At 60.8% G+C, this 23819-nt stretch carries 32 protein-coding genes and 3 pseudogenes; 3 read left to right on the top strand and 32 right to left on the bottom strand.

Annotation, left to right across the window (positions count from 1 at the left end; all coding sequences use genetic code 11):
- Positions 1–158 precede the first annotated feature (158 nt).
- The 8 genes from QNJ43_RS01645 to QNJ43_RS01610 all read right to left on the bottom strand — a co-directional run bounded on the left by QNJ43_RS01645 (position 159) and on the right by QNJ43_RS01610 (position 4785).
- On the bottom strand, positions 159–1133 hold the full coding sequence (locus QNJ43_RS01645; RefSeq protein WP_300466851.1) for an ABC transporter permease subunit: 975 nt from the start codon (positions 1131–1133) through the stop codon (positions 159–161).
- 33 nt (positions 1134–1166) lie between these two features.
- A complete protein-coding gene (locus QNJ43_RS01640) occupies positions 1167–1301 on the bottom strand; it encodes a hypothetical protein (protein ID WP_300466849.1) in 135 nt (44 codons plus the stop codon).
- A complete protein-coding gene (locus QNJ43_RS01635) occupies positions 1298–1867 on the bottom strand; it encodes an ABC transporter permease (protein WP_346432830.1) in 570 nt (189 codons plus the stop codon). The genes QNJ43_RS01640 and QNJ43_RS01635 overlap by 4 nt, the downstream gene beginning before the upstream one ends.
- A 361-nt stretch (positions 1868–2228) precedes the next feature.
- Positions 2229–2543, bottom strand: coding sequence for a hypothetical protein (locus QNJ43_RS01630; protein WP_300466845.1), 315 nt, complete (start codon positions 2541–2543; stop codon positions 2229–2231).
- A gap of 21 nt (positions 2544–2564) precedes the next feature.
- A complete protein-coding gene (locus QNJ43_RS01625; RefSeq protein WP_300466843.1) occupies positions 2565–3293 on the bottom strand; it encodes an ABC transporter ATP-binding protein in 729 nt (242 codons plus the stop codon).
- 418 nt (positions 3294–3711) lie between these two features.
- The gene (locus QNJ43_RS01620) at positions 3712–4137 is read right to left on the bottom strand and encodes an extracellular solute-binding protein (RefSeq protein WP_300466841.1); all 426 of its coding nucleotides are present in this window, start codon (positions 4135–4137) and stop codon (positions 3712–3714) included.
- A 3-nt stretch (positions 4138–4140) separates the two neighbouring features.
- Positions 4141–4272 carry a hypothetical protein gene (locus QNJ43_RS01615; RefSeq protein WP_300466839.1) on the bottom strand — a complete coding sequence of 44 codons (132 nt, stop codon included), beginning with the start codon at positions 4270–4272 and terminating at the stop codon, positions 4141–4143.
- 111 nt (positions 4273–4383) lie between these two features.
- The gene (locus QNJ43_RS01610) at positions 4384–4785 is read right to left on the bottom strand and encodes a substrate-binding domain-containing protein (RefSeq protein WP_300466837.1); all 402 of its coding nucleotides are present in this window, start codon (positions 4783–4785) and stop codon (positions 4384–4386) included.
- 257 nt (positions 4786–5042) lie between these two features.
- Here QNJ43_RS01610 and QNJ43_RS01605 point away from each other — a divergent pair, with 257 nt between their 5' ends.
- Positions 5043–6530 carry a PLP-dependent aminotransferase family protein gene (locus QNJ43_RS01605; RefSeq protein WP_300466835.1) on the top strand — a complete coding sequence of 496 codons (1488 nt, stop codon included), beginning with the start codon at positions 5043–5045 and terminating at the stop codon, positions 6528–6530.
- Positions 6531–6804: 274 nt separating this feature from the next.
- On the opposite strand, the gene QNJ43_RS01600 is transcribed toward QNJ43_RS01605, so the two are convergent.
- The 3 genes and pseudogenes from QNJ43_RS01600 to QNJ43_RS01590 form a co-directional block, all read right to left on the bottom strand.
- A complete protein-coding gene (locus QNJ43_RS01600; protein WP_300467275.1) occupies positions 6805–7104 on the bottom strand; it encodes a hypothetical protein in 300 nt (99 codons plus the stop codon).
- 64 nt (positions 7105–7168) lie between these two features.
- Positions 7169–7615 carry an aminotransferase class III-fold pyridoxal phosphate-dependent enzyme gene (locus QNJ43_RS01595; protein ID WP_300467274.1) on the bottom strand — a complete coding sequence of 149 codons (447 nt, stop codon included), beginning with the start codon at positions 7613–7615 and terminating at the stop codon, positions 7169–7171.
- Positions 7506–8102: pseudogene (locus tag QNJ43_RS01590) on the bottom strand (aminotransferase class III-fold pyridoxal phosphate-dependent enzyme); the annotation flags it as partial. The gene QNJ43_RS01595 and the pseudogene QNJ43_RS01590, both read right to left, overlap by 110 nt.
- 205 nt (positions 8103–8307) lie before the next feature.
- On the opposite strand from QNJ43_RS01590, the gene QNJ43_RS01585 reads away from it, so the two are divergent.
- Positions 8308–9057 carry an SDR family oxidoreductase gene (locus QNJ43_RS01585; RefSeq protein WP_300466833.1) on the top strand — a complete coding sequence of 250 codons (750 nt, stop codon included), beginning with the start codon at positions 8308–8310 and terminating at the stop codon, positions 9055–9057.
- Positions 9058–9197: 140 nt separating this feature from the next.
- Here QNJ43_RS01585 and QNJ43_RS01580 read toward each other — a convergent pair whose 3' ends face one another.
- The 21 genes and pseudogenes from QNJ43_RS01580 to QNJ43_RS01485 all read right to left on the bottom strand — a co-directional run bounded on the left by QNJ43_RS01580 (position 9198) and on the right by QNJ43_RS01485 (position 23071).
- Entirely contained in the window at positions 9198–9953 is a 756-nt protein-coding gene (locus tag QNJ43_RS01580; protein WP_300466831.1) for a FoF1 ATP synthase subunit gamma, read from the bottom strand.
- Complete coding sequence (locus QNJ43_RS01575) at positions 9950–11377, bottom strand: F0F1 ATP synthase subunit alpha (RefSeq protein ID WP_346432829.1); 1428 nt, start codon at positions 11375–11377, stop codon at positions 9950–9952. Before QNJ43_RS01575 ends, QNJ43_RS01580 begins: the two co-directional genes overlap by 4 nt.
- Before the next feature lie 79 nt (positions 11378–11456).
- Positions 11457–12164, bottom strand: a complete 708-nt coding sequence (locus QNJ43_RS01570; RefSeq protein WP_300467273.1) for an ATPase — start codon at positions 12162–12164, stop codon at positions 11457–11459.
- 31 nt (positions 12165–12195) lie between these two features.
- Positions 12196–12441 carry a F0F1 ATP synthase subunit C gene (locus QNJ43_RS01565; RefSeq protein ID WP_300466829.1) on the bottom strand — a complete coding sequence of 82 codons (246 nt, stop codon included), beginning with the start codon at positions 12439–12441 and terminating at the stop codon, positions 12196–12198.
- Entirely contained in the window at positions 12438–13061 is a 624-nt protein-coding gene (locus QNJ43_RS01560) for a F0F1 ATP synthase subunit A (RefSeq protein WP_346432801.1), read from the bottom strand. The genes QNJ43_RS01565 and QNJ43_RS01560 overlap by 4 nt, the downstream gene beginning before the upstream one ends.
- Positions 13062–13199: 138 nt before the next feature.
- The gene (locus QNJ43_RS01555; protein ID WP_300466827.1) at positions 13200–13466 is read right to left on the bottom strand and encodes a hypothetical protein; all 267 of its coding nucleotides are present in this window, start codon (positions 13464–13466) and stop codon (positions 13200–13202) included.
- The gene (locus QNJ43_RS26555) at positions 13430–13510 is read right to left on the bottom strand and encodes a hypothetical protein (RefSeq protein WP_346432828.1); all 81 of its coding nucleotides are present in this window, start codon (positions 13508–13510) and stop codon (positions 13430–13432) included. The genes QNJ43_RS01555 and QNJ43_RS26555 overlap by 37 nt, the downstream gene beginning before the upstream one ends.
- A 24-nt stretch (positions 13511–13534) precedes the next feature.
- Positions 13535–13705, bottom strand: coding sequence for a hypothetical protein (locus QNJ43_RS01550; RefSeq protein ID WP_300466825.1), 171 nt, complete (start codon positions 13703–13705; stop codon positions 13535–13537).
- Entirely contained in the window at positions 13702–14124 is a 423-nt protein-coding gene (locus tag QNJ43_RS01545) for a F0F1 ATP synthase subunit epsilon (RefSeq protein WP_300466823.1), read from the bottom strand. The genes QNJ43_RS01550 and QNJ43_RS01545 overlap by 4 nt, the downstream gene beginning before the upstream one ends.
- A pseudogene (gene atpD / locus QNJ43_RS01540) lies at positions 14121–15543 on the bottom strand (F0F1 ATP synthase subunit beta). The gene QNJ43_RS01545 and the pseudogene atpD overlap by 4 nt, the downstream one beginning before the upstream one ends.
- Before the next feature lie 320 nt (positions 15544–15863).
- Positions 15864–15998 carry a hypothetical protein gene (locus QNJ43_RS01535; RefSeq protein ID WP_300466821.1) on the bottom strand — a complete coding sequence of 45 codons (135 nt, stop codon included), beginning with the start codon at positions 15996–15998 and terminating at the stop codon, positions 15864–15866.
- Positions 15999–16028: 30 nt separating this feature from the next.
- Positions 16029–16124 carry a hypothetical protein gene (locus QNJ43_RS01530; RefSeq protein WP_300466819.1) on the bottom strand — a complete coding sequence of 32 codons (96 nt, stop codon included), beginning with the start codon at positions 16122–16124 and terminating at the stop codon, positions 16029–16031.
- Between the two features lie 451 nt (positions 16125–16575).
- A complete protein-coding gene (locus QNJ43_RS01525; RefSeq protein WP_300467272.1) occupies positions 16576–16800 on the bottom strand; it encodes a molybdopterin-dependent oxidoreductase in 225 nt (74 codons plus the stop codon).
- 335 nt (positions 16801–17135) lie between these two features.
- On the bottom strand, positions 17136–17726 hold the full coding sequence (locus tag QNJ43_RS01520; protein ID WP_300466817.1) for a molybdopterin-dependent oxidoreductase: 591 nt from the start codon (positions 17724–17726) through the stop codon (positions 17136–17138).
- Positions 17711–18031, bottom strand: a complete 321-nt coding sequence (locus tag QNJ43_RS01515) for a molybdopterin-dependent oxidoreductase (RefSeq protein ID WP_300466815.1) — start codon at positions 18029–18031, stop codon at positions 17711–17713. Before QNJ43_RS01515 ends, QNJ43_RS01520 begins: the two co-directional genes overlap by 16 nt.
- 382 nt (positions 18032–18413) lie before the next feature.
- The gene (locus tag QNJ43_RS01510; RefSeq protein WP_300466813.1) at positions 18414–18932 is read right to left on the bottom strand and encodes a molybdopterin dinucleotide binding domain-containing protein; all 519 of its coding nucleotides are present in this window, start codon (positions 18930–18932) and stop codon (positions 18414–18416) included.
- A 190-nt stretch (positions 18933–19122) separates the two neighbouring features.
- Positions 19123–19719, bottom strand: a complete 597-nt coding sequence (locus QNJ43_RS01505; RefSeq protein WP_300466811.1) for a molybdopterin-dependent oxidoreductase — start codon at positions 19717–19719, stop codon at positions 19123–19125.
- Positions 19720–19846: 127 nt separating this feature from the next.
- A pseudogene (locus QNJ43_RS01500) lies at positions 19847–20698 on the bottom strand (molybdopterin-dependent oxidoreductase); the annotation flags it as partial.
- A gap of 341 nt (positions 20699–21039) precedes the next feature.
- Positions 21040–21423, bottom strand: coding sequence for a molecular chaperone TorD family protein (locus tag QNJ43_RS01495; RefSeq protein WP_300467271.1), 384 nt, complete (start codon positions 21421–21423; stop codon positions 21040–21042).
- 356 nt (positions 21424–21779) lie between these two features.
- Positions 21780–22112, bottom strand: coding sequence for a hypothetical protein (locus tag QNJ43_RS01490; RefSeq protein ID WP_300466809.1), 333 nt, complete (start codon positions 22110–22112; stop codon positions 21780–21782).
- The gene (locus tag QNJ43_RS01485; protein WP_300466807.1) at positions 22100–23071 is read right to left on the bottom strand and encodes a NapC/NirT family cytochrome c; all 972 of its coding nucleotides are present in this window, start codon (positions 23069–23071) and stop codon (positions 22100–22102) included. The genes QNJ43_RS01490 and QNJ43_RS01485 overlap by 13 nt, the downstream gene beginning before the upstream one ends.
- On the opposite strand from QNJ43_RS01485, the gene QNJ43_RS01480 reads away from it, so the two are divergent.
- Positions 23070–23795: a response regulator transcription factor gene (locus tag QNJ43_RS01480; RefSeq protein WP_300466805.1), complete on the top strand. Its 726-nt coding sequence runs from the start codon at positions 23070–23072 to the stop codon at positions 23793–23795. The two genes, QNJ43_RS01485 and QNJ43_RS01480, sit on opposite strands and share 2 nt — an antisense overlap.
- The last annotated feature ends 24 nt before the right edge of the window (positions 23796–23819 follow it).

Here is a 23819-nt window from a genome sequence, read left to right as displayed (position 1 = left end):
GCCGCTCATCTCTCAGGCGAGCCTCTGCCCGCAGAGGAAGTGGAAACGCGGCTTGCGGGCAATCTCTGCCGGTGCACGGGCTATATGCGGGGCTTCGAGCCGCGATCGCCGACGTTTTCAACTGACCTCTGCTGCCAATCGATCTTGGGCCATAGCCGTCAATCCGAGGGTTTCAGCGAATTGGGATTGAACGCGCCGCCGAAGGGAGAGGGATTGGCCGGGGCCGTTTCCTCTTTCGGGGTGAGCGATCCCGGCTTGAAGGCACCGCCGAGCGGCGAGGGATTGTTCTTCGCCGGAGTGCCGGATGTTGTCGGTGCGGCGTTCTCCCACTGCTTGCGGATCCGCTCGCGCTGTTCTTCCAGAAGACGTTCCTGAACGGCCCGCTTCTTCTCCAGAAGATCGACCTTGCAGGCAGAAGAGTCGTGCTGACTGCCGAAATAGACGAGAAGACCCGTCAGAGCGATCAGCAGACCGGCCATCCCCGCGGGATGGGTGAGCACGCGCGCCACCGGATTGACATAAAACGGCGAGAGCTGCGGCTTGTCCGAGCGCAGCAAGGACTGTCGTCGCGTATGCGCCTCGTGAACGATCGCGCCGATCAGTGTCAGGCCGATGATGATCACGGCGAGAGCGGAAAGCGACGGATCGGTGCCGAGCCGCACCTTGGAGGCGAGCAGCGTCAGGAACGCCGCCGACCCGATGGCGGGCTTCAGGAACGGTAGCAGGATCTTGCGAAAGCACTGGCCGGGTGTGGCGCCGAGGTCGAGAGCGGTCTCTGTCAATTTCGGGTCGAAGCGTTGCAGCCGGGCGGAAAAGACCAGCATCGCATAGGCCGAAATGAACGTGATCTGGCCGATCAGCGTCAGGAAGAGACCATTGTAGAAGGTGGAGGCGTAATCCTCGCCGAATGACCGCCCGACAATGCCCCAGAAGACGATGGTCGAGATGCCCAACGCCACGCCGGGAATGAGGATCGGCGTGATCAGCACGGTGTAGAGCGCGGCGCGCAGGCGCGGCGGTAGTTCCGATAGCGCTAGCGTGTCCGCCAGCCCGATCGGTACGGCGCAGGCAACGACTCCGATGCCGATGATGACGCTTGTTCCCAGTCCCGCCATCAGTCGCGAGTTGTCCACCAGAACGGAGAACCAGTCGGTCGTGAAGCATTCTCACGGGGTGATGCGCGGGAAGGACGACGAATTGAACGCCGTCACGACCATGATGACGAGCGGTCCGAACAGGAATGCGAAGAAGAAGAGGGAGTAGCCGATCGTAACCGGGCCCCCGCCGGTTGCCTTGCTCATCGTCCGATTGCTCCGATGTTCACCTTGAAGACACGCATCAACAGCATGACGAACGAGATGCAGATCACGAGTAGGATCACCGCATAGGCCGAGCCGCACTGCCAGTTGGCCGACTGGTTGAACCATTGATAGATGAGCTGGGTGAACCAGAGGTTCGACGGTTCGCCCAGGATCTGCGGCGCGGCGAATGCTCCGGCGGTCAGCATAAAGACCATCGTCGCGCCCGAGGCGATGCCCGGCTTGGCGATGGGCAGGACCACGCGCCAATGGACGCGCCACCAGCTCGCGCCCATGTCGCGCGCCGCCTCGATCTGGTTGCGGTAGAGCGCCTCGACCGCGTTGTAGATCGGAAAGACCACCAGCAGGATGTAGGCGCAGGTGAGCCCGCTATAGAGCGTGACATCGGCTCGAATGAAATCGATGGGCACATCCCACAGCCCCATGGACTGCCCGATGCCGTTGATAACGCCGGTTGCCCCGAACAGAACTCGGAAGGCGAAGGCGCGCAGGATCTCGTTGACCCAGAAGGGCACGATCAGCCCGATAACCATCAGCCGGGCCGCCACCCCCCGTTGCCGAATGGGCAAGGATGAAAGCGATCGGATAGCACAGGGCAATGTCGATCAGCGTGACGAACACGGCGGCGATGATCGTGTTGACGAGGACGCCGATATCGATCGTGTTGAACGAGCCGTCGGAGGCGAAGAAGAAATAGGCGTAGTTGGTGAGAGTGTAGACGTCCTACGGTCCGCCGATCTCCGCGCGCGGCAGATTGTGGGGGGAAGGAATAGTCGAGCATCGCCAGCTGCGGCAGCTCGATCAGGAACAACACCCAGAAGAAGAAGGCGACGCCGATAAAGGCGGCGGCCCCCATCCCGTGCCGACCGACGAACCCCTGAAAAGCCTTGGAGATGGAGGACATCGGGGTCAGCCCTCGCTTCTGTCGGCAGGAAGAACGGTCGCGCTCGTCGCGGCAAAGGCGATGGTGGCGTCGCCGTTGACCTGCAGGCGGGGACCGGTCCCGCCGGAATTGACGAGGGCAGACGTAAGTCCTGTTCTCCTACCTTCATGAAGAGCTGGCGCGCTGCCTTCAAACTCTTCCTTAACGCACTTGGCGGAGATGGCGTTGTCGGCGACCGTATCGGATGCAAGAGCGAGCTTTTCCGGCCGGATGAAGAGCAGGCAGTCGTCGCCCTTTTTGAAGGAGCATCCACCTGCGGCCTTGCCGCTCAACCGGCCCATCGGTGTGTCGAGGGTCGCGATCTAGCCCTTCTGTTCGAGGATCTTTCCTGAAATCCGGTTCGTCTCCCCCACAAACGAGGCCACGAAAGGCGTCTTGGGTTGGTCATAGACGCTTTCGGTATCGCCGATCTGTTCGATCACGCCGACATTCATGACCGCGACGCGATCCGACATGGTCAGCGCCTCGCCCTGGTCGTAGGTGATGTAGATGAAGGTGAGCCCGACGCGCTGCTGGATAGTGCGAAGCTCGGTACGCATATGATGGCGCAACTTCAGATCGAGCGCGGAAAGCGGTTCGTCGAGAAGCAGGATATCGAGTTCCACGGTAAGCGCCCGGGCAATCGCGACGCGTTGGCGCTGGCCGCCGGAAAGCTTGTGCACTTTCTTGTCGCCGACGCCGGGCAGGGCGATCATGTCGAGAAGTTCGTCGGCCCGCTTGCGGCGTTCGCGCTTGGAGATACCGTGCACCTCCAGCGGAAAGGCGATGTTGTCGGCCACCGACATCAGCGGGAAAAGCGCCAGATTCTGGAAGATGAGCGCGGTTGGACGCTTGTTCGGACCGACGCGCGCCATGTCCTGATCACCGATCAGGATGCGCCCTTCCGTCGGTTCCACAAAACCGGAAACGCACCGAAGCAGCGTGGTCTTGCCGCAACCGGATGATCCGAGGAAGGAGAAGAACTCGCCGCCCTTGATGGTGAGGTAGGCGTTGTCGACGGCCGTATAGCTGCCGAAGCGGACTGAATACATGGTCGAGAACAACGTCTTTGGTCATTGAAACTCCAGCGGAAGGCGGTGCTCGTCGATCCGTGATCTGCGGGTTGACCCATCGTTCGCGATTGCGCAGGCGTGGCAGCGGCGGAGAGGTGTCGAAGAGCCGAATTGCCCACCCTTCGAGACGGTCCCCAGACTTCGGCGGGAAGGTCTGCGGGTATGGCGCCGTGGAGCGGTGCATGCATCCGACCGCGATGCACCAGGCGTCGTACCGAGGGCCTCGACCGAGGATCCGACGAAGTCAACGTCTCGAAGGGCGGGCGAGGGGTGCAGCCGACAACCCCCACGCGGCGGCTGCGCCATTTGTCTCGTCAGTCTTCGGAACGCCTCAGGCGGACAGGAACTTGTTGGCGAATTCCGTCCGCTTTTCGGAGTACCAGGGCGCTTCCGCGGGCTAGGGATTGAGGTTGGCCAGCGCATCGCCGGGATAGGCGTCGGCGAAGTTCTTGGTATAGATCTCGCCGCCATAGGCATCGGCCCCGATGACCGGCGAGTTGTAGCCGTGGGTCTGGATCGCCTCGCCCGGCAGCTTTGCGTCGTAGGCCGCATCGATGAAGGCGTAGATCTGGTCGATGTTCTTGGCGCCGGTGGGCATTGCCATGCCATCCACCCAGGCCATCGCGCCTTCCTTCGGCGCGCGGTACATGACCGGCTCACCCGCCGTCTTGAGAGCGATCGGCGGACCGTCCCAGGTCTGCCCGACGATGACGCCTTCGTTCAGAAGTTCGTTCTTCTGGGTGTCGGCGTCGTTCCAGATGAGCTCGATGTTCTTTTTCTCGGAGATGGCGATTTCGGTGATCTTGGACCACACCTCGTCCATCTTCTACGGACTTTCATAGGTCGACCACATGGTGCCACGATCCATCTCGCTGCGCCCTTCAAGCCCGAGGCCGAGGCCCAGCATCATCGAATGGGCGCTTCCCATGGTTTTGCCGGCATTGGCGTCGTCCCACACGTCGTAGTAGCTCGGGAACTACCCGTCCGGCGTGAAGGCATCCGTGCGCCATGCGACGCCTTCCGTGCCCCAGATGTGCGGCAGCCAGAATGTGCCCTTGCCCTCGAAATTCTAGTGCTTGTCGCCCAGCGCCATGGCCGGGTTAACCTTCTCGATCGCGACCTTCGACATGTCGAAGGGCTGGAGGAGGCCCAGATCTTTCCACAACAGGTTGCGATTGACCGTCGGCGAGACGATGTCGAAGTCCTCGCCGTTGGTGGCCTTGAGTTTGTTGATGATCTCTTCGTTGGAGCCGATGCCAGTGAAGTTGATGGTGATGCCGGTCTTCTCCTTGAAGCCGGAGACGAAGCTTTCCGGCAGGTAGTCGGACCACATCATAATGTTGATCTCGCCGGAGGAGGCGAGTGCGCGGTTGCTGATGATCGCCGGCATGGCGAGGCCCGCGCCCAACGCGCTGGCGCTTTTCAGGAAGGATCGGCGGTTCAGGCCGCCAGTTTTGCCGAATTTCTCCATCTCATTCCCCTGGATTGCCTGTTTTCCGGATCGATCTCGCATGCCGCTTTTTGCACTGCACGAAGGACAGGCAATACCTGTGTTCGTGCCTCATTCTTGCGCGCAAACGTATGTCTCGGAGAAAACAATATTGCGGTGCAACGCGGGGCCTTAGAGCCAGATTTTGAAAACTATGGGGCCAGTGGAACCTGGCCTCCGCGATCCGGCACGATCCTTGCTTTACCAAACGGCAGATGCCGACGCGGAGACAGCCAGCGATGATGATCGAACATTATTTCGATGCACCGTTCTCACCCGACAAGCGCCTGCAACAGCAGATCCATGAGCAGTTGGTGGAAGCCATTCTGGCCGGTGGAGTGCCTTCCCATGAGCCGTTGCCGTCGACCCGCTCGATGGCGGAGCGGATCAAGGTTTCGCGCAACACGGTGAGCCTCGTCTATGAGCGTCTGGCGGAGGACGGTTACCTGAGACCGGTCAACCGAAGCGGTTATTTCGTGGACGAACGCTATGTCCGTGAGCAGCTTTCCCTCCGCGTTGATGACCATGCGCGCAATGCGTTGCACGGCGAACACCGCGCCGTCGATTTCGAACGCCGGATGAAGGTGCGTCCCTCCGCACAGGAAAACATCACCAACCCCGCGAACTGGCGCGACTACGACTATCCTTTTATCTACGGGCAGATCACTCCCGACCGGATATCGATGAGCTGTTGGCGCGATGCGGTGCGCGTTGCCGGAACCGCCGAACACGCATCAAGCTGGATGGGCGATCTCGTCGATACCGATGATCCTATGCTGATCGATCAGATCATTCGTCGTGCCCTCCCTCAACGCGGGTTCCGCGCGGGACCGGAGAACATTCTCGTCACCAACGGCGCGCAGAACGCGGTCTACCTCCTGGCGAGCCTTCTTTGCGGACCCGGTACGCAAGTCGGCGTTGAGGAATCTGGCTATGTCGATGCGCGCAATATCTTTCTCGCACACGGCTGTACCTTGTTGGCTCAACCTGTTGATTCCAATGGTATTCGGGTGACCGAGGCGTTGAACGAGACGGATCTCGTCTACGTTACGCCCGGCCACCACTCGCCGACCAACGTCACGATGGGGCTACAACGACGTCTGTCGCTTCTGGCGGCAGCGGATGAGCATGATTTCCTCGTCATCGAGGATGACTACGAGCACGAACTGAATTTCTTCGGAGCCCAGCGTCCGGCCCTGAAGAGCTTTGATCGCTCCGGGCGGGTGGTTCATGTGGGGTCGCTGTCAAAGCCCGTCTTCCCCGGCTTGCGACTTGGTTTCATCGCTACCGCCGAACCGCTGGTGCGCGAGCTTCGTGCCCTCAGGCGCTTGATGTGCCGTCATGTGTCCGGACTCGACCAGCGGGCAATGGCGATCTTCCTCGCCGATGGGCACTACGATGTGCACATTCGCCGTCAGCGGGAGAGCCTTGCCGCGAAATGGAAATGCATGTTGTGGGAGATCGGTCAGCGTCTGCCGGAGTGCGACGTCACCATGACGACGGGTGGCTCGGCCTTGTGGTTGACGCTACCTCGCAATGTGGAGGCGCGGCGCGTGGCTGCGAGGGCAGCGGCGCGTGGGGTGCTGATTGAGCCCGGTGATATGCATTATTGGGGTGAGAATGCCCCGCGAAACCGCGTTCGGCTGGGGTTCACCGCGATCGCAGAAGAGAAGATTGCCCCGGGGCTGGAAGTCTTGGCAGGCGTGATCCGCGAGTGCCGGGGGTAAGGGAAGAGAACCGGCGCGGCTTCGCCGCAGCTTGTTGCACTGGATTCCGGATCTGGCCATGCAGCTTGCGCCGCAGACCGCCCGGAATGACGAGCAAGGGGAGAGTTGTAACCAAACGCTACCGCGAACGAGGCTCGTTCGTTGTTTCGTGTGCTTACAACTCTGCTCCACACTCCCTCATTCAGGACAAGTGAGGCATAAACCGAACGCTGATCCAGAATCCAGAAATCAGCGGCGCGAAAGTGTCCCCATTTCCCTTTTCCCTCTCAAGTGTTCAAAGATCGGAACGCCCGAAAACCTTCTGCAGAACTCCCAGCATCTGCTCGATTTCCTCCTCGTTCGAGACGAAAGCGGGTGCGAAGATCAGGGCATCGCCGGTGGCCTTCAGGTGCAGGCCCTCCTTGAACAGGAGCCGCTGGACGATGGAGCCTTTTTCACCCGGTGCGTTGCCGGGCTTCAACTGAATACCCGACATCATCCCGTAGCCGTGAAGGTCTGCAACTTGCGGCAGGTTGCGCAGGCCGAAGACGCCATCGAGAAATGCCGGCGACAGGGCCTTGGAACGCGCAAACAGCCCATCCTTCTCATAGATGTCGAGCGTGGCCAGTGCGGCGGCGCAGGCGACCGGATGCGCGGAGTTAGGTGTAACCGTGCATCAGTTCCGGCCGGTCGGCGGTGATTGCATCGAGAACGGTCTGCTGGATTTCCGTCTTCACGGCGACCGCACTCATCGGCACGGCACCGTTGGTAAGCGCCTTGGACATGGTGATGATATCGGGCGTGACGTCGAATTTCTGCGAGGCAAAAGCCGAGCTGGTGCGACCGAAGCCGGTGATGACCTCGTCGAAAATCAGCAGAATGTTGTGCTGGTCCGCGATCTCGCGAAGCCGCTTCAAGTATCCGACAGGGGGGAACGATGGTGCCGATGGATCCCGCGATGGGTTCCACGAAGACGGCGGCGATCGTCTCTCCGCCGTAGGTCTTGCAAAGCTCCGCGAGATCCTCGGTAAGTTCGACGCCCGTTTCCGGCTGGCCTTTGGTGAAGTGCTGATCCTCGTTCCAGGTGTGGCGCATGTGGACGACATCGCAGGTGATGCCGGAATATTCCCGACGGTTGCCGACCATGCCCGCGAGCGACGTGCCGCCGAGATTGACCCCGTGATAGGCCCAGGAGCGGGAGACGAAGCGCGTGCGTTGCGCATCGCCCTTGGCGTGATGATAGGCGATTGCGATCTTCATCGCGCTGTCGACGGCCTCCGACCCGGAGGAGCCGAAGAAAACGCGGTCAATTCCCTCCGGCAGAATGCCCGACAGGCGTTCTGCCAGCTTGAAGGAGATCGGCGCGGCGCGCTGGAAATGGGGCGAGTAGTCGAGTTCCGTCAACTGCGCATGGACAGCGTCGGCAATCTTGCGCCGTCCGTGTCCGGCCGGACAACAAAAGAGCCCGGACGCTACGTCGAGGATTTCGGCGCCCTCGGGTGTCCAGTAGCGCACGCCCTCTGCCTTGGCGAAGATCTGCGGTTCATGGTGGAAGAGCTTGTTGTTGGTGAAAGGGAGCCAGTGATGGTCCATGTTGATGGCGGCATTCGTCATGGCGGCCGAGGCCTCGCTGAAAGGGTGTCACCTGTCCCTCTACGCTCAGGGCTGCGACCGGCTTAGAGCCAAGTCGTACAATCGTGGGAGCCAGCCGTAAAAACATCGGCGCATGCCTTGCCTCGCCGCAAATGGGGAGTAAGCATGCGGCCGGATTACGAAAATCGAACAAGGAAACAACCACATGAGCGGAACCGTCTTCATTACGGGAACGACATCGGGTTTTGGTGCGGCCACCGCGCGGCGCTTTGCAGGTGCCGGATGGAAGGTCGTTGGTACCGGTCGGCGCGAGGAGCGGCTTGCCGAGATGGGCAAGGAGCTTGGTGCGAATTTCCACGGCGCCGCCTTCGACATTGCCGATGAAGCCGCCACGGTGGCCGCGCTCGAGGCCTTGCCGCCGGAATTCCGCGAGATCGATCTGCTGGTCAACAATGCCGGGCTGGCGTTTGGCACGACGCCGGTGCCGAACACCAAGCTTTCTGACTGGAAGCGGATGATCGACACCAACATCACCGGTCTCGTCACCGTGACCCATCACCTGCTGCCGAAGCTGATCGAGCGGCGCGGAACGATCGTCAACCTGTCGTCGATCGCCTCTACGTGGCCCTATCCGGGTGGCAACGTCTATGGCGGCACGAAAGCGTTCGTCCGGCAGTTTTCTCTCGGATTGCGCTCGGATCTGCACGGCAAGGACGTGCGCGTGACCTCCATCGAGCCGGGCCTGTGCGAAAGCGAATTCACGCTCGTGCGTACCGGCGGCAATCAGGAGGCCTACGACAAGCTCTATGGCGGCGCGCATGCGATTCAGCCGGAGGATATTGCTGAGACGATCTTCTGGGTCGCGACCCAGCCGGCGCATATCAACGTGAACTCGCTGGAAGTCATGCCGGTGAGCCAGTCCTGGGCGCCGTTGCAGGTGGCGCGGGATAGCTGAGAGGCGGAGGTGCGAAAGCGCCTCCATCTTCCCTTCTTCTCACGAATGCCCCTCGCCATCGCGGCTGGCCAACTCTCCTGCTGCGAGTTTGATGATCTCCGCGGTGATCGCCTCCTACCTGATGTGACGCTCGCGGGCCTTCAACTCCTCCAACTCGCTTTCGATCTGACCGCGGGCGAGCGCCATGGCCGTGATCCGCGCTTCGTTTTCGTGACAAAGGAATGAAGCGCGGCGTTGCACAGGAGGGCATGAACATAGTCTTCGCCGATGATCTCAAGCAGTGTGGACGGAGGGAGGTTGGCAAGCGGTGGCTGAAGTTGTGCGCTGGGTGCGACGGCTGAAAGGTCGATTGGAAAGAGTGTCCTGCGCACGATGTGGGCGGCATTCTCCTTCCAGGTGCTGAAGACGACATCCAGACGATCGATTTCCCCTGCATTGATGCGGGCGAAAATCGTTTCGCGAATCCGGTTTGCAAGCTGCGGGATTGACGGTGAATGAGCGGGCAGAGCGCTCGTCCAGGCAAGCGAGATATCTCTTTCGGCAGCAATCGACCGACCGCGGCTGCCGACGAGAAAGATCTCGGCCTTGCCGACATCGTTCGTGATCGTATCGAGCACGCGCTCGCAGAAGGTGCCCGCAAAGCCCTGTTCCGCGCAAAAGACGATGAGGGCGGAGCAAGCCCCTGTCTTGGATGGCGGTTCGGTCTCTCCTGCGATTTGATCGATGATCCGGCCCATGGCGGCGGTCAGCGTTGTCGTATAGCCATCGACGGCGAGGATCTGTTCGCGCGCCTGTTGGACGCGGACGGCGACGATCCCGCGCATGGCGTTGACGACCGCATCCAACTGGCGAACGCCGTCGATTCGGACGCCGATATCGGCCAGTCGCTCGCTCATGGTGCAAACCGCTCCGTCAGCTTTCGGAGCGCGGTCAGGAGAGAGGCGCGCGTCTCGTCATCAAGCGTGCTGGTCTTCTCCATCATGGCCACGGCATCCGGAGCATGATTATCGAGTGCGGAGGGCAGGGCTTCGCGAAAGGCCGGAATTCGGTCGACCGGGACTGTGTCCAGCAGTCTTTCCTGAACGGCGACGACGAGTGCGACCTCATCTGCCAGACGCAAGGGCGCATGCGGGGGCTGTTTCAGGATGGTGCGGATGCGTTCGCCGCGTGTCAGTTGGGCACGGACACGCTTGTCCGGCACGCCGCCGAAACGCGTGAACATCTCCATCTCAAGAAACTGTGCATAGTCGAGCCGTAGAGATTTCGCTTCTTCGCGCAAGGCGGGGCTTTGCGTCTTGCCGCCCACACGGCTGACCGACAGGGAAACATCGACCACCGGTTTCTGTCCTTCCTGAAAGAGTTTTGCGTCGATGACGATCTGTCCGTCGGTGATCGAGATCAGGTTGGTCGGAATGTAGGCAGACAGGTTTCCCACATCCGTTTCCGCAATCGGCAGGGCGGTCAGCGAGCCGCCGCCGCGCTCCGCGCTAAGCTTCGCCGCGCGCTCCAGCAACCTGGCGTGAACGTGGAAGACGTCGCCCGGATAGGCCTTTCGGACCGGAGATTGGCGGGTCAGAAGCGCGATTTCACGGTGGGTCGCGGCGTGTTTGGTTAGATCGTCGATCACGATCAGCGCATGCTGACCGCGATCGCGAAAATACTCCGCCATGGTGAAGCCCGCGAACGGTGCCAGCCATTGCAGGTCGGGAGGGCTGGCCGATCCCGATACAACCGTGATGCAGCGCTCTGGCGCGGCGAGCGTCTGGATTGCGTCGATGGTCCGACGCACGCTGGAGGTCTTCTGACCGACGGCCACGTAGACACAGAAGATGTCGCTCGTCTTCTGCGCGATGATCGTGTCGATGGCGACGGTCGTCTTGCCAATGGCGCGGTCGTCGACAATCAGTTCGCGCTGGCCGCGTCCGAGCGCGAACAGCGTGTCGATGGAAAGAAGTTCTGTCTGAACCGGTGCTATCACGAGATCCCAGTCGATGATCGCGGGCGCGGGGCATTCTACTGAATGGAATTCGTCTGTTTCGATCTCGCCCTTGTCATCGAGTGGGCGGCCGAGCGGGTCGATCACGCGGCCGAGAAGGGGCGGGCCCACGGGTACACGCACCACTTCGCTTGTTTCGCGCAGGATGTCACCCGCCTCGATCGTGTCGGCGCTGTCCAGCAGGACGCAGCCAATCAGATTCTTGTCGAGCGTCTGGGCAAAGCCGAAGGCGCCCTTGTCGAAACGCAGAAGTTCGTCAAGCCGGGCATTGGGTAAACCCGACACGAGCGCCACGCCGTCGCCCACCTCCTCGACACGGCCGATCTATTCCGCCTTCGGCCCGGGTTCTACCGTTTCAAGGCGCTTTCGGGCATGGCTCAGCCAGCTATCGGCGGTGTTGTTGTTACTCATGGCGAAGGCTTTCTTCGATCCGGGCGAGATCGGCGCGCCAACTGTTGAGAATGGAGAAATGCGCGCCGTGCAGCTCGAACCCCTCGATTAGTGCCGGGTCTGCAGCGAAGGACATCTCGGGGGAGCAACCGAATGCTTCCGAAATCCGGCGACGGCACTCCTCTTGTGCATTCTCATCGAGTGTTTCGGCGCTTATCAGGCGCAAGGCACCATCACTGACGGCAACGGTGCGCCGGGTTTCTTCCGGCAGGCCCGCGATTCCGGTGGCAAGGTCATCGAGAAAGGCGGCGCGCACGACGGGAGCCTTCAGGTGGTTTGCGAGCTTGATTGCGATATCGAGCGCGAGGGCGCCAGCCTCGTTTATGGCCTCCTTTCGCGCGACCTGGTGGTCCGTTTCGATGCTCTCCGAGGCTTGCTCCCGTATCTTATCCGCGTCTTCCTTGGCCTTGGTGAGCAGGTTTCTTCGTACTTCGTCGGCGTCGGCGTGCGCCTCGGCAAGAGCCGTCTCGCGTTCTTCGGCGAGCCCTTTGCGGATGTGTTCAACCTCGGCGCGCGCCTCGTCCGCGGCACGGGCTTGTGCATTGGCTTGCGCGATCGTGGATTCGCTTGCAGCACGACGTTCCTCGATGATCACGGCGACCGGCTTCCACAGGAAGCGGCGCAAGATCCAGATGAGGACAAGGACGTTGGCCGCCTGGATGGCGAAGGTTCACCAATCGAAGTTCATGGCGTCAGGCAATCAGCGGGTTGGCGAAAAGCAGAAGCAACGCGATGACGAGGCAGTAGATCGCCATGGTCTCGATCATCGCCAGATCGACGAAGAGGGTTCTGGAAATCGTGTTCGCCGCTTCCGGTTGCCGGGCGATGGCGTCCATGGCGGCCGCGACTGCGCGTCCTTCGGCCAGAGCCGGTCCGATAGCACCGAAGGAGACGGCGACGCTTGCGCCGATGATCGAGATAAAGGCCTGCCAGTTCATGAACGGTCTCCTTTTTGAGGATGTTTGGCGTGCGGTCCGGCTTCCGCCGCCGCGGCGGTTATGAAAACAAGCGCCAGGATCGCGAAGATGTAGGCCTGGACGGCCCCGGTCAGCATATCGAGCGCCATCAGCGGGATCGGGACGAGGAGCCCAGCCAGCGACGCGACGATACCGACCACGAAGACCCCGCTCATGATGTTGCCGAACAGGCGCACGAACATTGAGAAGACGCGGGTCAGGCTTTCTAGGACGTTGAGCGGGATCATCACCGGGTTGGGGGAGGCGAAGGTCTTCAGATAGCCGCTCGGGCCGTTCGCGCGCGCACCGAACCAGATCACCGAGACGAAGACGAGCGTTGCAAGGGCCGCATCCGTCTCCAGATGGGCGGTTGGCGGCTCCACGCCAGGGATGAGGGATGTCCAGTTGGCGATGAGAATGTAGACGAAGAGCGTGCCAATGAAGGCGCGATAGGTTTCCGGCGCGGTTCCCGCCGCTTCGCGGATTTGGATGTCGAGGGTTTCCACGACGAGTTCCAGCGCCGCCTGCACGTTCGATGGTTTCAGGGAAAGGGAATGCGTGGCAAGAGCACTTCTCAGGCCGAGAAACAGCATGATTGCCATGTAACAAGCACCGCTTCCGTAATGAGAACGGGTCCGAGATGGATGAGGGCGACGGTTTCCAGAGGCTAGTTCATGGGCTGCTCCTGGAAAAGCGGCGCATGATCGCCCAGTGTGCGGTGACAAGGCCGAGCGCGGTTATCAGAAGCGGCAGTGCGCCTGCCCGGCTGACGAAATAGGGGCAGACGGCAGGACGATCAGTCTGGCAGCCGTCAGTCCTTCGGCGGCAAGATGGGAATGTCCGGCAAAGAGACGTGCGCTCACCCGCAATACGGAGAAGTAGCCCGCGCCCAGAACCGCGCCGAAGGCGAAGAAGGCGGTGAGGGTCGGGAGGGCCGAAGGATCTGCGAGCGGAACGGGAAAGGAGAGTGTCATGCGGTATTCATCCATTTCCAGGCAAACCAGCATCCGAGCACCAGTCCGATCATGAGAAGCGGCGCGGTCCAGAAGATCCCGGTCTCGAAGGTGCGATCGATCTAGCGATCGACGAAAATCCCCACGAGCATCGGTGTGACGACGATCCAGCCGAGGACACCGATCTGCGCCAATCTGCGCGAGATCGGGACGTCGCCGTGCCCTCGGTGTTCGCGCTTCTGACGGAGCTGGATCTGTTTGACGAGCTTGTCGTCTTTCGCCGTATCGCTCATCCCATGCCCTCCGGTCCCGCATGCGGACGTCCCTTGGCGCGGGCGACAAGCCGCCGGATCATGTCGAGATGGAGCCGTATCGCCTCCACGTTCTGCGTACGCTCGACAGCGAGTTCGCTGCGGAAGCGTTCGATCACGATCGTGTCGAGTGTATCCAGATCATCGCCGGGAACGGCCTCTCTGGTGGCGATGGAAACCGTCGTTCCGTCGGAAACGGTTAGGACTCCGCTGCGAACGGCGCAGAAATGGCGCTTGCCGTCCCGGTTTCGCCATCGCACAACGGAAACGGTGAGGCTGGTCAGAAAATCGGTATGTCCGGGCAGGATCCCGAAACTTCCGCTGGCATCTTCGGCGCGAAGCGACGCAATGTTCGGTTCGTCGACGACGATTTGCAGAGGCGAGACAATGACGAGCCTCATGATGCCTCCTCCGCAGTTGTTGCCGCCTCTTCCTTGCGGCGGGCGTCCTCGAGGCTGCCGACCATGTAGAGCGAGCTTTCGGCCCAGTCGTCCGTCTCTCCTTCAAGGATTGCTCGGCAGCCCTTCAACGTTTCCTCACGTGAAACGGAAACACCCGGCGTGCCGGTAAAGGCTTGAGTGACGAAGAAGAGTTGGGCGAAGAAGCGCTGCAACCGGCACGCGCGGCGGACGATGAACCTGTCGGCTGCGCCGAGTTCCTCGACCCCCAGAAGGGCGATGACGTCCTGCAATTCGTGGCACCCCGCCAACGTTTCGCGCACGCGTCCGGCGATCTCGTAATGCTCCTCGCCGACGACGAGGGGATCGAGCAGGATGGACGATGAGGCGAGCGGATCGACTGCCGGGTAGAAGCCTTGAGAGGCCTGAGCGCGGGACAGCATGATCATGCAGTCCATGTGCGAGGAGATCGTCGTTACAGCGGGGTCGGTGAAGTCGTCGGCGGGCACGTAGACGGCCTGGATCGCGGTCACGGCGGCCTCCGCCACCGAGGCGATACGTTTCTGCAAGGCGGCAACCTCGCTGGCGAATGTCGGTTGATAGCCGACGCGCGAGGGCAGGCGGCCGAGAAGGCTGGAAACTTCCGCCCCTGCCTGAACGAACCGGAAGACGTTGTCCATCAGCAGCACGTTCTGGTGACGGGCGTCGCGAAAATGTTCGGCGATGGTGAGGGCGGTTAGCGACGCGCGCCAGCGGGCGCCGGGCGGCTCCGCCATCTGGCCGTAGACTAGAACGGTGCGCTTCAGGACGTCGTAGCCGCGCATTTCGGTCAGCAGCTCATGGCCTTCGCGTGATCGCTCGCCCACCCCCAGCAAAGACTGAAATACCTTGATATTTTTCCACCATGGCGTGGATGAGTTCCATCACCAGTACGGTCTTGCCGACATCCGCTCCGCCAAACATCGTCGCCTTGCCGCCCTGGGTCAGCGGGGTCAGCAGATCGATGATCTTGATGCCCGTTTCAAAGACGTTGGCGATGGAACGCTCGTCCTTCAGCGGCGGCGGCGGACTGTGGATGGGGCGGCGGGGGATATCGTCGGGCAATGGTTCGCTGCGATCGCAGGTGTTGCCGACAACATCGAGCAGTCGGCCGAGAACGGCATCGCCGACCGGAACGCACACGGATGCACTGGTGGAGACGACGGGCGTTTCCCGAGCCAGTCCCGCAGTCTCCTGAAGCGCGATGCACCGCACTGTCGACAGGTCGGCGTGCGCATGCACTTCCAGAACAAGCGGATTAGGCCGGTCCCATTGGACGTCGAGCGCGGTGCCGATGGCGGGAAGAGCATGCCCCGCGAATTCGACATCGATGACGGTGCCTCTGACAGAGACGATCTTTCCGTGAGCTGCTGTCACGCCCATGCGTATTCCGGTTGCCGGCGGGCTCCGGATCGGACGATTGCGCGAGGGGACAGAAGTCGCAGGCTGGGCCGGGAGCCGCCGGAGGAGGAATATCTGAAACGGTCACAGCCATGCTTCAACGCGCGCTGACCTTAGGCGAGCGCGCGGCGGGGCATATGTCAATCTACTTGGTGCGGCGCGGAAAAATCGCAGCCGATGATATGCAACTGAAAAGCTACAGGGCCGGCCGGAACGGGCCATCGGCGTGGATGACCGGTCAATAAAAGAGCTCTGCCGGGCCGGGTGACCGACGATGCCGGCCCGGCAGCTCCCGCGATCTGCTACCCAGCGGCAGTAGGCGCGACGAAGGCAGTCACTTCCGGAACTTCGCCGGTGAACTTCTCGAACTGCACCATGCAGGTGTGAGTCGAGGTGGCCTGAGCCAGGCGCGAGGTCCCGATGTCGATCGTCAGCACGTTCGGGTCGCCGACGTCCTCCGGATCGTATCAGGCACCTTCCTGCACCTGGATCACGCTCGGGCGGATATCGTCGGAGACCTTCGCCCCGGCGAGGATCTGGCCGCGACCGTTGAAGATCCGCACAATGTCGCCGTCCTTGATACCGCGCGCGGCGGTGTCATCGGAGTTGATCAGGCACGGGGTTCATGGTTGTTGACGGCGTAGATCTCGCGCACCGTGGTCGAGCAGAGCTGCGAGTGCATGCGCCAGTCCGGGTGGTTGGAGCTGAGATGGACAGGATAGGTCTTGTCCTTCATGCCCAGCCATTCCATTGGTTCGATCCACGAAGGATGCGGAGGACAATCGTCGTAGTTCATCTTCTCGATGTACTTGGAGACGATCTCGATCTTGCCGGTCGCCGTCGGCATCATGTTCATCAGCGGGTCTTCGCGGAAGTCTGCGTAGCGAACGCGCCTCAGGTTTTCTTCCGGAACCTCGAATTCGACGATGCCCTCTTCCCAGAAGATGTCGAAAACAGGCATCTCGACGTTCCTCTTCGCGGCCAGTTCGTGGGCCTGCTCGTAGATCTCCTTGATCATGTCCTGTTCGGACTTGTCTTCGGTGAAGGCGTCCTTGACGCCCAGCCGGCCGGCGAGATCGGTGAAGATGTCGTAGTCTTGCGGGCTTCGAAGACCGGGTCGATGATCTTGGCCATCCGCAGAATGGCCTTGTTCGCCACCGAGCCGATGCGATCGATGTCGTTGCGTTCCGCCGTCGTGGTGGCGGGCAGCACGATATCGGCAAAGCGCGCGGTTGCGATCCACTGGTAGTCATGGACGACGACCGTCCGAACTTCTTCCAGGCTTCGCGCATCCGGTTGCGGTCCTGATGATGGTGGAATGGGTTGCCGCTCGTCCAGTAGGTCATTTTCACGTCCGGATAGAGGTGCGTTTCGCTATTGTGCTCGAACTGCTTGCCGGGATTGACGGAGCTGCCGAGAGCCGGGCCGTTCGACTGGGGAGCTCCCTCCCGGATTGTCGAGGTGGTAGCGCTGGCAGAAACCACCGCCCGGCAGGTCGATCTGACCGATCATGCAGGCGAGCGTGATGAAGAGGTCCACACCCACTGTTCGCCGTGCTGCATGCGCTGCGGGGTTCAGCCGGAGATCAGCATGGTGCGCCCGGAGACGAAGCTGTGCGCCAGTTCACGGATCTTGTCGGCGGAAACCTCGCACTGCTCGGCCGCCCATTCCGGCGTTTTCTCGATCTTGTCCCAGCCCTTGCCCATCAGATAGTCGGCGAAGGTCTCGAAGCCGTAGGTGTAGTTCTCGATGAAGTCCTTGTCGTACAGGTCTTCGGTGAGAAGCGCATGGCAGATGCCGAGGGCGAGCGGGATATCGGCATGGAGACGCGCGGCGATCCATTCGCCGTCGGTCGCCTTGCACAGCTCGCTGCGGATCGGGTTGATGAAGAGCTTCTTGATGTCGCTTTTCTTCTTCAGTTCGTCGAAGAAGAGATGCTCGCCGTGATCCGGCGGGGAATAGGCGATCCGGTTGTTCTTCCAGGGATCGCAGGCCCAGAACACGATCTGATCGGCGTTCTCGAGGATCGAGAGATAGCTGGTCTGCGGGCCCTCGGCGTCGATCTGGCTCATGATGTAGGGCATGATGCCCGCCAGCGTGCCCTTGGAATAGTCGCCGGTGGAGAAGAATGCGCCGCCCGTCAGGTTCATCAGCTTCTTGAGCATGGCCTGCGAGTTGTTGGCAGTCCCGAGCTCTGCCAGCCATAGGTGCCGGAATAGATCGCCCAGGGGCCTTCCTTGTCCTGAAGGCGGGTGATCTCCTTGGCGACGAGATCGAGTGCGGTGTCCCAGGACACCTTGACGAAGTCACCGGCGCCGCGGCTCTCGCGCTCCGCCTTGGGGCCGTTCTCCAGATAGGAGAGGTGCACTACTATCGGGTACCTGATGCGGCCGGCGTTGTAGACCACGTCCTGAACGCCGTGAACGGCCTGGTTGGGGAACGGATCCTTGTTCCACGAGCGCAGGCTCACGAAGCGCCCATCCTCGACCTTGCCGTAAAATGCTCCCCAGTGTGATGCGGACAAAACCTCCTTGTCCTCTCCGGCTGCGAGCGCACGCGTGACGTGTCCCGGCAGAACAGTGCCTGCGGCTCTCAATGCGGCCAGGGAGGCAGAGGATACGAGAAATCGTTTGCGTGATAGCGAATGGAAAATCAAGCTCTTAGTTGACATCGACTGCTTCTCCAATTTCTTGCGAAGCGAGGAGCCGCGTTCCACCGTGGGGTGTCGACGGATATACCGGCAAGGAGGGGAGGTGAGCCGGTGACGCAGCCCCTCGCTTCGAGGTTGATCGGTCTTCAGGCCGATCGTGGGCGGGGCGGCGACAGTCGCTGACTCGTAGGTCGTTCCGGGTCTATTCAGCCACTGCAGGGGTTGTGAAAACGGTGACCTCCGACGGCGTTCCGGTGAATTTTTCGACATCAGCGGCGGCAGAATGGCCGCAATTGCCCTGGGCGAGCCTCGAGGTGCCGACATCGAACGTCAGCACGTTCACGTCGCTATAGGTATCAAGCGAGCCTTCCTTCAGCGGGTCCGAGGGGGTGTACCATCCGCCCTCATAGATGCGGATCACGCCGGGCATGGTGTCCTCGGAGATCCGCGCGCCGGTCAGGATCTGGCCGCGATCGTTGAAGACGCGCACGAGATCGCCGTCCTTGATGCCGCGCTTGGCCGCATCGTCAGGATGGATCACGCAAGGCTCGCGTCCACCGATCGCATAGTCCTTGCGCCACAGGGTTCCGCAGAGCTGCGAGTGGAGGCGGTCATTGGGGTGCGAAGCATTCACGTGCAGTGGATACTTCGTGCCCTCAACGCCCGTCAGTTCCTTGGCCGCGAGGAAGGTCGGGTGAGGGGGGCAATCGTCATAGTTCATCCGCTCGATCGCCTTCGAGTAAGTCTCGATGAGATCGGTCGGCGTTCCCAGCGGATTGAGCAGAGGGTTCTCGCGGAATTCCGAAAAGCGGATGAAGTCCTTGTTGACGTCAGGTACATCTTAGATGACAGAGCCCGCTTCCCAGAAGTCGTCAAACAACGGGAAATCGATGCTCTTGGTCTGGGCGGTGCTAGATGCCGTGTCGTAGAGGGACTTGATCCAGTCCATCTCCGACTTGCCCTCGGTGAATTCCTTCTCCTTGCCGAGCTTGGCGCAGATGGCCGCGAAGATGTCGAATCGGATCGACGACCTTCTTCATCGCGACGATGCCCAGATTGGAATAGGAGCCGATCTGTTCGATATCGTTGCGTTCGTAGGAGGTCGTTGCCGGCAGCACGATATCGGCGTGACGGGCGGTCGCCGTCCATTGGAAATCGTGGACGACGAAGGTCTCGATCTTCTTCCATGCCTCGCCCATCCGGTTGCGGTCCTGATGGTGCGAGAAGGGATTGCCGCCGACCCAATAGACCAGCCGGCTATCGGGGTAGGTCATCTTCGCGCCGTTGAATTCGAACTCGCCGCTGGGGTCCTCCAGCATGTCGACGATGCGGGCCACCGGAATGCTTGCCGCGCCCGCAGAGGCGAGCCATTCGGGGGCATTCTCGTCGGACGGCTTGCCGTTGCCGATGCCGTGGAGGGAGACGCCGTTGGCCGTCGGTGTTCCGCCGGAGCAATAGTGATAGCTGAGGCCGAAGCCACCGCCGGGCGTTCCGATCTGGCCCAGCATGGAGGCCAGTGTTACCAGCATCCAATGGGCCTGTTCGCCGTATTGCATGTTGCATGCGCTGGATGCTCCAGCCGCTTGCCAGCATGGTCTTGCTGCCGGCGAACAGATGCGCCAGTTCCTTGATCTTGTCGGCGGGCACGCCGCAGATCCCGGCCACCCATTCCGCATTTTTCGGCGTGCCGTCCTTTTCGCCCATCAGATACGGTACGAACTGGTCGAAGCCGTACGTGTAGGTCGACAGGAAATCCTCGTCGTGCAGCCCTTCCTCATAGACGGTGTGGGCGATGCCGAGCATCAGCGTCGTATCCGTCTGCGGCTTGGGCGCGATCCACTCCGCACCCGTCATCTTGGCGGTCTCCGAATGGAACGGATCGATGCAGATGATCTTCTTGCCCGTGTCCTTGTAGGCTTTCAGGTAGTCGTAAACGCCGTGATCGGGGATCAGCCAGTCGATCTGGCAGGTTTTGAGGGGATCCGCGCCCCATAAGACAAGCGTGTCGGTGTTCTCGATCAGAAGCGGCCAGGAGGTCTGCTGGGAGTAGACTTCGAGCCCGCCCACAACGTGGGGCATGATGACTTGCGCCGCGCCGGTCGAATAATCGCTGGTACCGCCGACATAGCCGCCGAGCGTGTTCATGGTGCGTGCAACGAGCGTGCGGTAATTGTGGAACTTGCTGGGGCTCTTCCAGCCATAGGAGCCGGCGAAGATGCCGGAGGGGTCGTGTTCGTCCTGAACGCGCTTGATCTCGTTGGCCACGAGTTCAATGGCTTTGTCCCAGGATGCGCGGACGAAATCGCCTGCGCTGCGGCTGTCACGCTCTGCCTTCGGCCCGTTTTCCAGATAGGCGCGCCGTACCATCGGATACCGGATGCGGCTGGCGGAATACATGGAGTTCAAAACGCCGGGAAGCTGGTGGCTGGGATGAGGATCCTTCTCCCAGGGCTCGATGGAGGCGGCGAGGCCGTCCTTGACCGTCATCTTGAAAACGCCCCAGTGACTGCCGCTCTGGATCATCTGCTCTCCAGTCGCAGATGCTTGCCGAACTCCCATCGGCAGGCTCGCGCCAGCAAACCCCACTGCCGCCAGTGACGAGGTGGCGGTCAGAAAACGCCGTCTCGTCAACGAGCGGGACATCAGGTGCGTATCGGTCATAACTATTTCTCCTCTTTAGTAGCGGGATAGCTTCAGTAGCGGGATAGCTTCTGAGTGTTTCAGGGGGCGGGGCGTTCGTCGGACGAGTTTCGGTCAGGTCCTTATGACTGATCCCTTTATTTCCTTTTTGTGGGATTCCGGTTTGTCTTCAGATGTATTGGCAGGCTTCAGTCAGCCGTTGCGGCTTCGGGGCAGGGCAGGGGCAGTTTGAGAAGGGTTTCGAGGATCTGCGACGCATTGGCGTAGAAGCCGATGCGGTCGAAAGCTTCACAGGCGGATGCGAAGGTAGGGACCCAGCCGCACAGGCGCTTGTGCACATTGTGGATGACGTCGATATCGTCTTCTTCCCCCGTCAGTCCGGCCAGTCGCATCGTCTCTTCCAGAAGGGAGAGTTCAAGCACCAGATGGTCGGGGGCTTCGGGGAAGTCTGCTGCCGGGGCGAGGCCCTGCTTTTGCAGCAGCTTCGCCATGTCGGCGGCGGGCTGCTGAAACAGGCGTCCGTCGCCGAGATAGGCGGACTCGTAAGGCAGTACGGATTTCGGTCCGCCGATCCCCAGAATCCGCCGATCCCCAGAAACAGCAGGCAGAACTCCTTGTTGAGTTCGATCTCCGTAGTCTTGGGATCGCCGAGGTTAAGCGTCCGGTCGCGCAGGTTCTGGATCTGAGCGTGCAACTGCGGGATGCGGGCGAGTGCGGCAAGCGGGCCTTCATCCAGGGGACGATGAATGTCCTCGATATCGGACAGTTCCAGCGGCACACCGAAAAGTCCGCTCATCGTGACGAGAGCTTCGGCGAAATCTGGGTCGGAAAGAGCTTGGGTAGTGGTCATGAACGGAACTCACTTCGAAGGGGAAGGGACCTCTCCCGAACGGGGCCGTAGAGATCCAGAAAGGGGAGTTCAACTTTGCTAAGGCATGTCCTTGGCGTGGGTCTGGAGGTAGTTCTGCAGGAACCGGACCTCTTCCTTGCTGAGCGCGGTATTGCCCTTCATGTCCTTGATGATGCCCATCCAATGATTGGCGAGGAAGTGGTCGGGCGCGGGGGCACTGTGACAGGCACCGCAGGCGGCGCTGTACATTTCCGAGCCGTAGTCGCTCATGCCGGTTTCGTCGGAGGTGAAGGCGTCCGCCTTGGTCCAGACGGTGATCTCGCCTTCCTTCCAGTTCAGGTCCGTATCGGGATCGGTCTTCGTGGCATCGATCTTGGCGTTCTCCGCCATTGCCGGCGTCACGGTGGCCATGAACAGGCGGCGCCCATCTCCTTGACCAGCACGCGTTCCATGCCTTCCTGCATCCAGCCCTTGATCGTGACCTTCATCCAGTCGCCGTCACGCTCTTCGACGTGGACCTTGGTCAGCGGCAGGATGTTGCCGGCCGCGCGAGCGCTGTCATCCGCAGGTTTCTTGTCGTAAAGCTCGGTCGTGTTCATCGCGTAGAGGGTGTCCGCACCGCGATTGTCGGGAGCCTTGGCGACAATGTCCTTAAACATCGATTTGTAACCGCTTGACATATCCGGCAGGTGGTGGGCGATGCCCTTGTGGCAATCGATGCAGGTATCGCCTTCTGTCATGGCCTTTTTCATCATTTTCGCCGCATTCGGCTTCTGATGTTCGAAGTCCATGGATTCGAAGGAATGACAACTGCGGCACTGCGCTGAATCGTTGGCTTCCATTTCGGCCCAGACGATTTTCGCCAGACGCAGCCGTTCGCTTTCGAATTTTTCGCGAGTGTCGATGGATCCCGTGAGCTCGCCCCAGACATCGCGCGCGACCATGATCTTGGCCTTGTAAAGCGGCCAACCGGCTTTGGGAACGTGACAATCGGAGCACTCGGCACGCACGCCGACGGGATTCTTGTAGTGGATAGTTGTCTTGTCTTCTTCGAAATTGTTGTCCCGCATCGTGTGGCAACTGATACAGAACTCGGTGGATGTGCTCATTTTCAGAGCAGTGTGGAAGCCGATATAGCCGACGACTCCGATGGCTATGCCAACAATGGTGAAGACGCCTGCTCCGCCAATCGCGACGGGTCGTTTCATGAAGCGGCCGATCGCGGCAAGGAGTTTTTTCATTTGATTCCCGACAGTTTGTGGGCTGATCACAATTTCATGTAGGGGGACGGTGTCGGGATGATGTAAAGGGAGGTTGCGACGATCTATAATGAAAGTAATGAATTTATAAACTAAACGAGACAGGCCCATGAGACCAGCTCCCGCCAACAATTCGCTGGGCGTACGGGTCGCCGTTGTCGATGACGAACCGACCATCCGAGAGAGTCTGAGGACCTACTTCGAAACCGCAGGATTCCAAGTGTTTACGGCCGACAGCGCGGAGTCGTTTCGCCGCGCCGTCGATCGCGAGCGTATCGATCTTTTCTTGCTTGACATCAAATTACCCGATTGCGACGGATTGACGCTGATGCGCGAAGTCCGGGATCGTACGGATGCACCTGTCATCCTCGTTACTTCTTGTTCAGACGAGATCGACCGGGTCGTCGGGTTGGAATTGGGGGCGGATGACTACGTAACTAAGCCCTTTTCCATATGGGAATTTTTGGCCAGAGTGAACACCTTATTGCGGCGCACCAATACGGAAGTGAAGGACGAAAAGGTCGGAGTTCGCCGTTTTGCTGGCTGGATACTTGATCTGGAATCTCACCGATTGACCTCTCCCGATGGCAAGTCGAGTCGCTTGACACGCGGAGAGTTCGATCTGCTGGCCGCTCTGATCCGCTATCCGGGCAAGATCATGAGTCGCGACGAGCTGATCGCATCGGTTACGGATCGTGAATGGAATTCCAACGATCGGACGATCGATGTCCTCATCAGTCGCCTTCGGCGCAAGATCGAGCCGGAGCCGGGCAAGTCGCGCTTGATCGCGACCGAATACGGGATCGGCTACGTCTTTACCGGGCCTGTGACCTGAGGCGCATGACCTGAAAAGGTGACG

The organism is Breoghania sp. (assembly GCF_030066895.1).
In the GTDB taxonomy this organism is placed as follows: domain Bacteria; phylum Pseudomonadota; class Alphaproteobacteria; order Rhizobiales; family Stappiaceae; genus Breoghania.
Note: the sequence above shows the minus strand (reverse complement) of the source record. Positions and strands in the feature narration are given on the sequence as shown.

Excerpts from the sequence above, each read along its gene's own strand:
- QNJ43_RS01630 (WP_300466845.1), bottom strand. The coding sequence starts at position 2,543 with ATGGGCCGGTTGAGCGGCAAGGCCGCAGGTGGATGCTCCTTCAAAAAG.
- QNJ43_RS01565 (WP_300466829.1), bottom strand. The coding sequence starts at position 12,441 with ATGAACTGGCAGGCCTTTATCTCGATCATCGGCGCAAGCGTCGCCGTC.
- QNJ43_RS01585 (WP_300466833.1), top strand. The coding sequence starts at position 8,308 with ATGAGCGGAACCGTCTTCATTACGGGAACGACATCGGGTTTTGGTGCG.
- QNJ43_RS01595 (WP_300467274.1), bottom strand. The coding sequence starts at position 7,615 with ATGTCGTCCACATGCGCCACACCTGGAACGAGGATCAGCACTTCACCA.
- QNJ43_RS01545 (WP_300466823.1), bottom strand. The coding sequence starts at position 14,124 with ATGAGGCTCGTCATTGTCTCGCCTCTGCAAATCGTCGTCGACGAACCG.
- QNJ43_RS01505 (WP_300466811.1), bottom strand. The coding sequence starts at position 19,719 with ATGCTGGGCCAGATCGGAACGCCCGGCGGTGGCTTCGGCCTCAGCTAT.
- QNJ43_RS01485 (WP_300466807.1), bottom strand. The coding sequence starts at position 23,071 with ATGGGCCTGTCTCGTTTAGTTTATAAATTCATTACTTTCATTATAGAT.
- QNJ43_RS01640 (WP_300466849.1), bottom strand. The coding sequence starts at position 1,301 with ATGAGCAAGGCAACCGGCGGGGGCCCGGTTACGATCGGCTACTCCCTC.
- QNJ43_RS01550 (WP_300466825.1), bottom strand. The coding sequence starts at position 13,705 with ATGAGCGATACGGCGAAAGACGACAAGCTCGTCAAACAGATCCAGCTC.
- QNJ43_RS01510 (WP_300466813.1), bottom strand. The coding sequence starts at position 18,932 with ATGAACTATGACGATTGCCCCCCTCACCCGACCTTCCTCGCGGCCAAG.
- QNJ43_RS01560 (WP_346432801.1), bottom strand. The coding sequence starts at position 13,061 with ATGGCAATCATGCTGTTTCTCGGCCTGAGAAGTGCTCTTGCCACGCAT.
- QNJ43_RS01555 (WP_300466827.1), bottom strand. The coding sequence starts at position 13,466 with ATGCTGGTTTGCCTGGAAATGGATGAATACCGCATGACACTCTCCTTT.
- QNJ43_RS01580 (WP_300466831.1), bottom strand. The coding sequence starts at position 9,953 with ATGAGCGAGCGACTGGCCGATATCGGCGTCCGAATCGACGGCGTTCGC.
- QNJ43_RS01520 (WP_300466817.1), bottom strand. The coding sequence starts at position 17,726 with ATGCTCAAGAAGCTGATGAACCTGACGGGCGGCGCATTCTTCTCCACC.
- QNJ43_RS01610 (WP_300466837.1), bottom strand. The coding sequence starts at position 4,785 with ATGGAGAAATTCGGCAAAACTGGCGGCCTGAACCGCCGATCCTTCCTG.
- QNJ43_RS01620 (WP_300466841.1), bottom strand. The coding sequence starts at position 4,137 with ATGGACGAGGTGTGGTCCAAGATCACCGAAATCGCCATCTCCGAGAAA.
- QNJ43_RS01605 (WP_300466835.1), top strand. The coding sequence starts at position 5,043 with ATGATGATCGAACATTATTTCGATGCACCGTTCTCACCCGACAAGCGC.
- QNJ43_RS01490 (WP_300466809.1), bottom strand. The coding sequence starts at position 22,112 with ATGGCCACCGTGACGCCGGCAATGGCGGAGAACGCCAAGATCGATGCC.
- QNJ43_RS01625 (WP_300466843.1), bottom strand. The coding sequence starts at position 3,293 with ATGTATTCAGTCCGCTTCGGCAGCTATACGGCCGTCGACAACGCCTAC.
- QNJ43_RS01480 (WP_300466805.1), top strand. The coding sequence starts at position 23,070 with ATGAGACCAGCTCCCGCCAACAATTCGCTGGGCGTACGGGTCGCCGTT.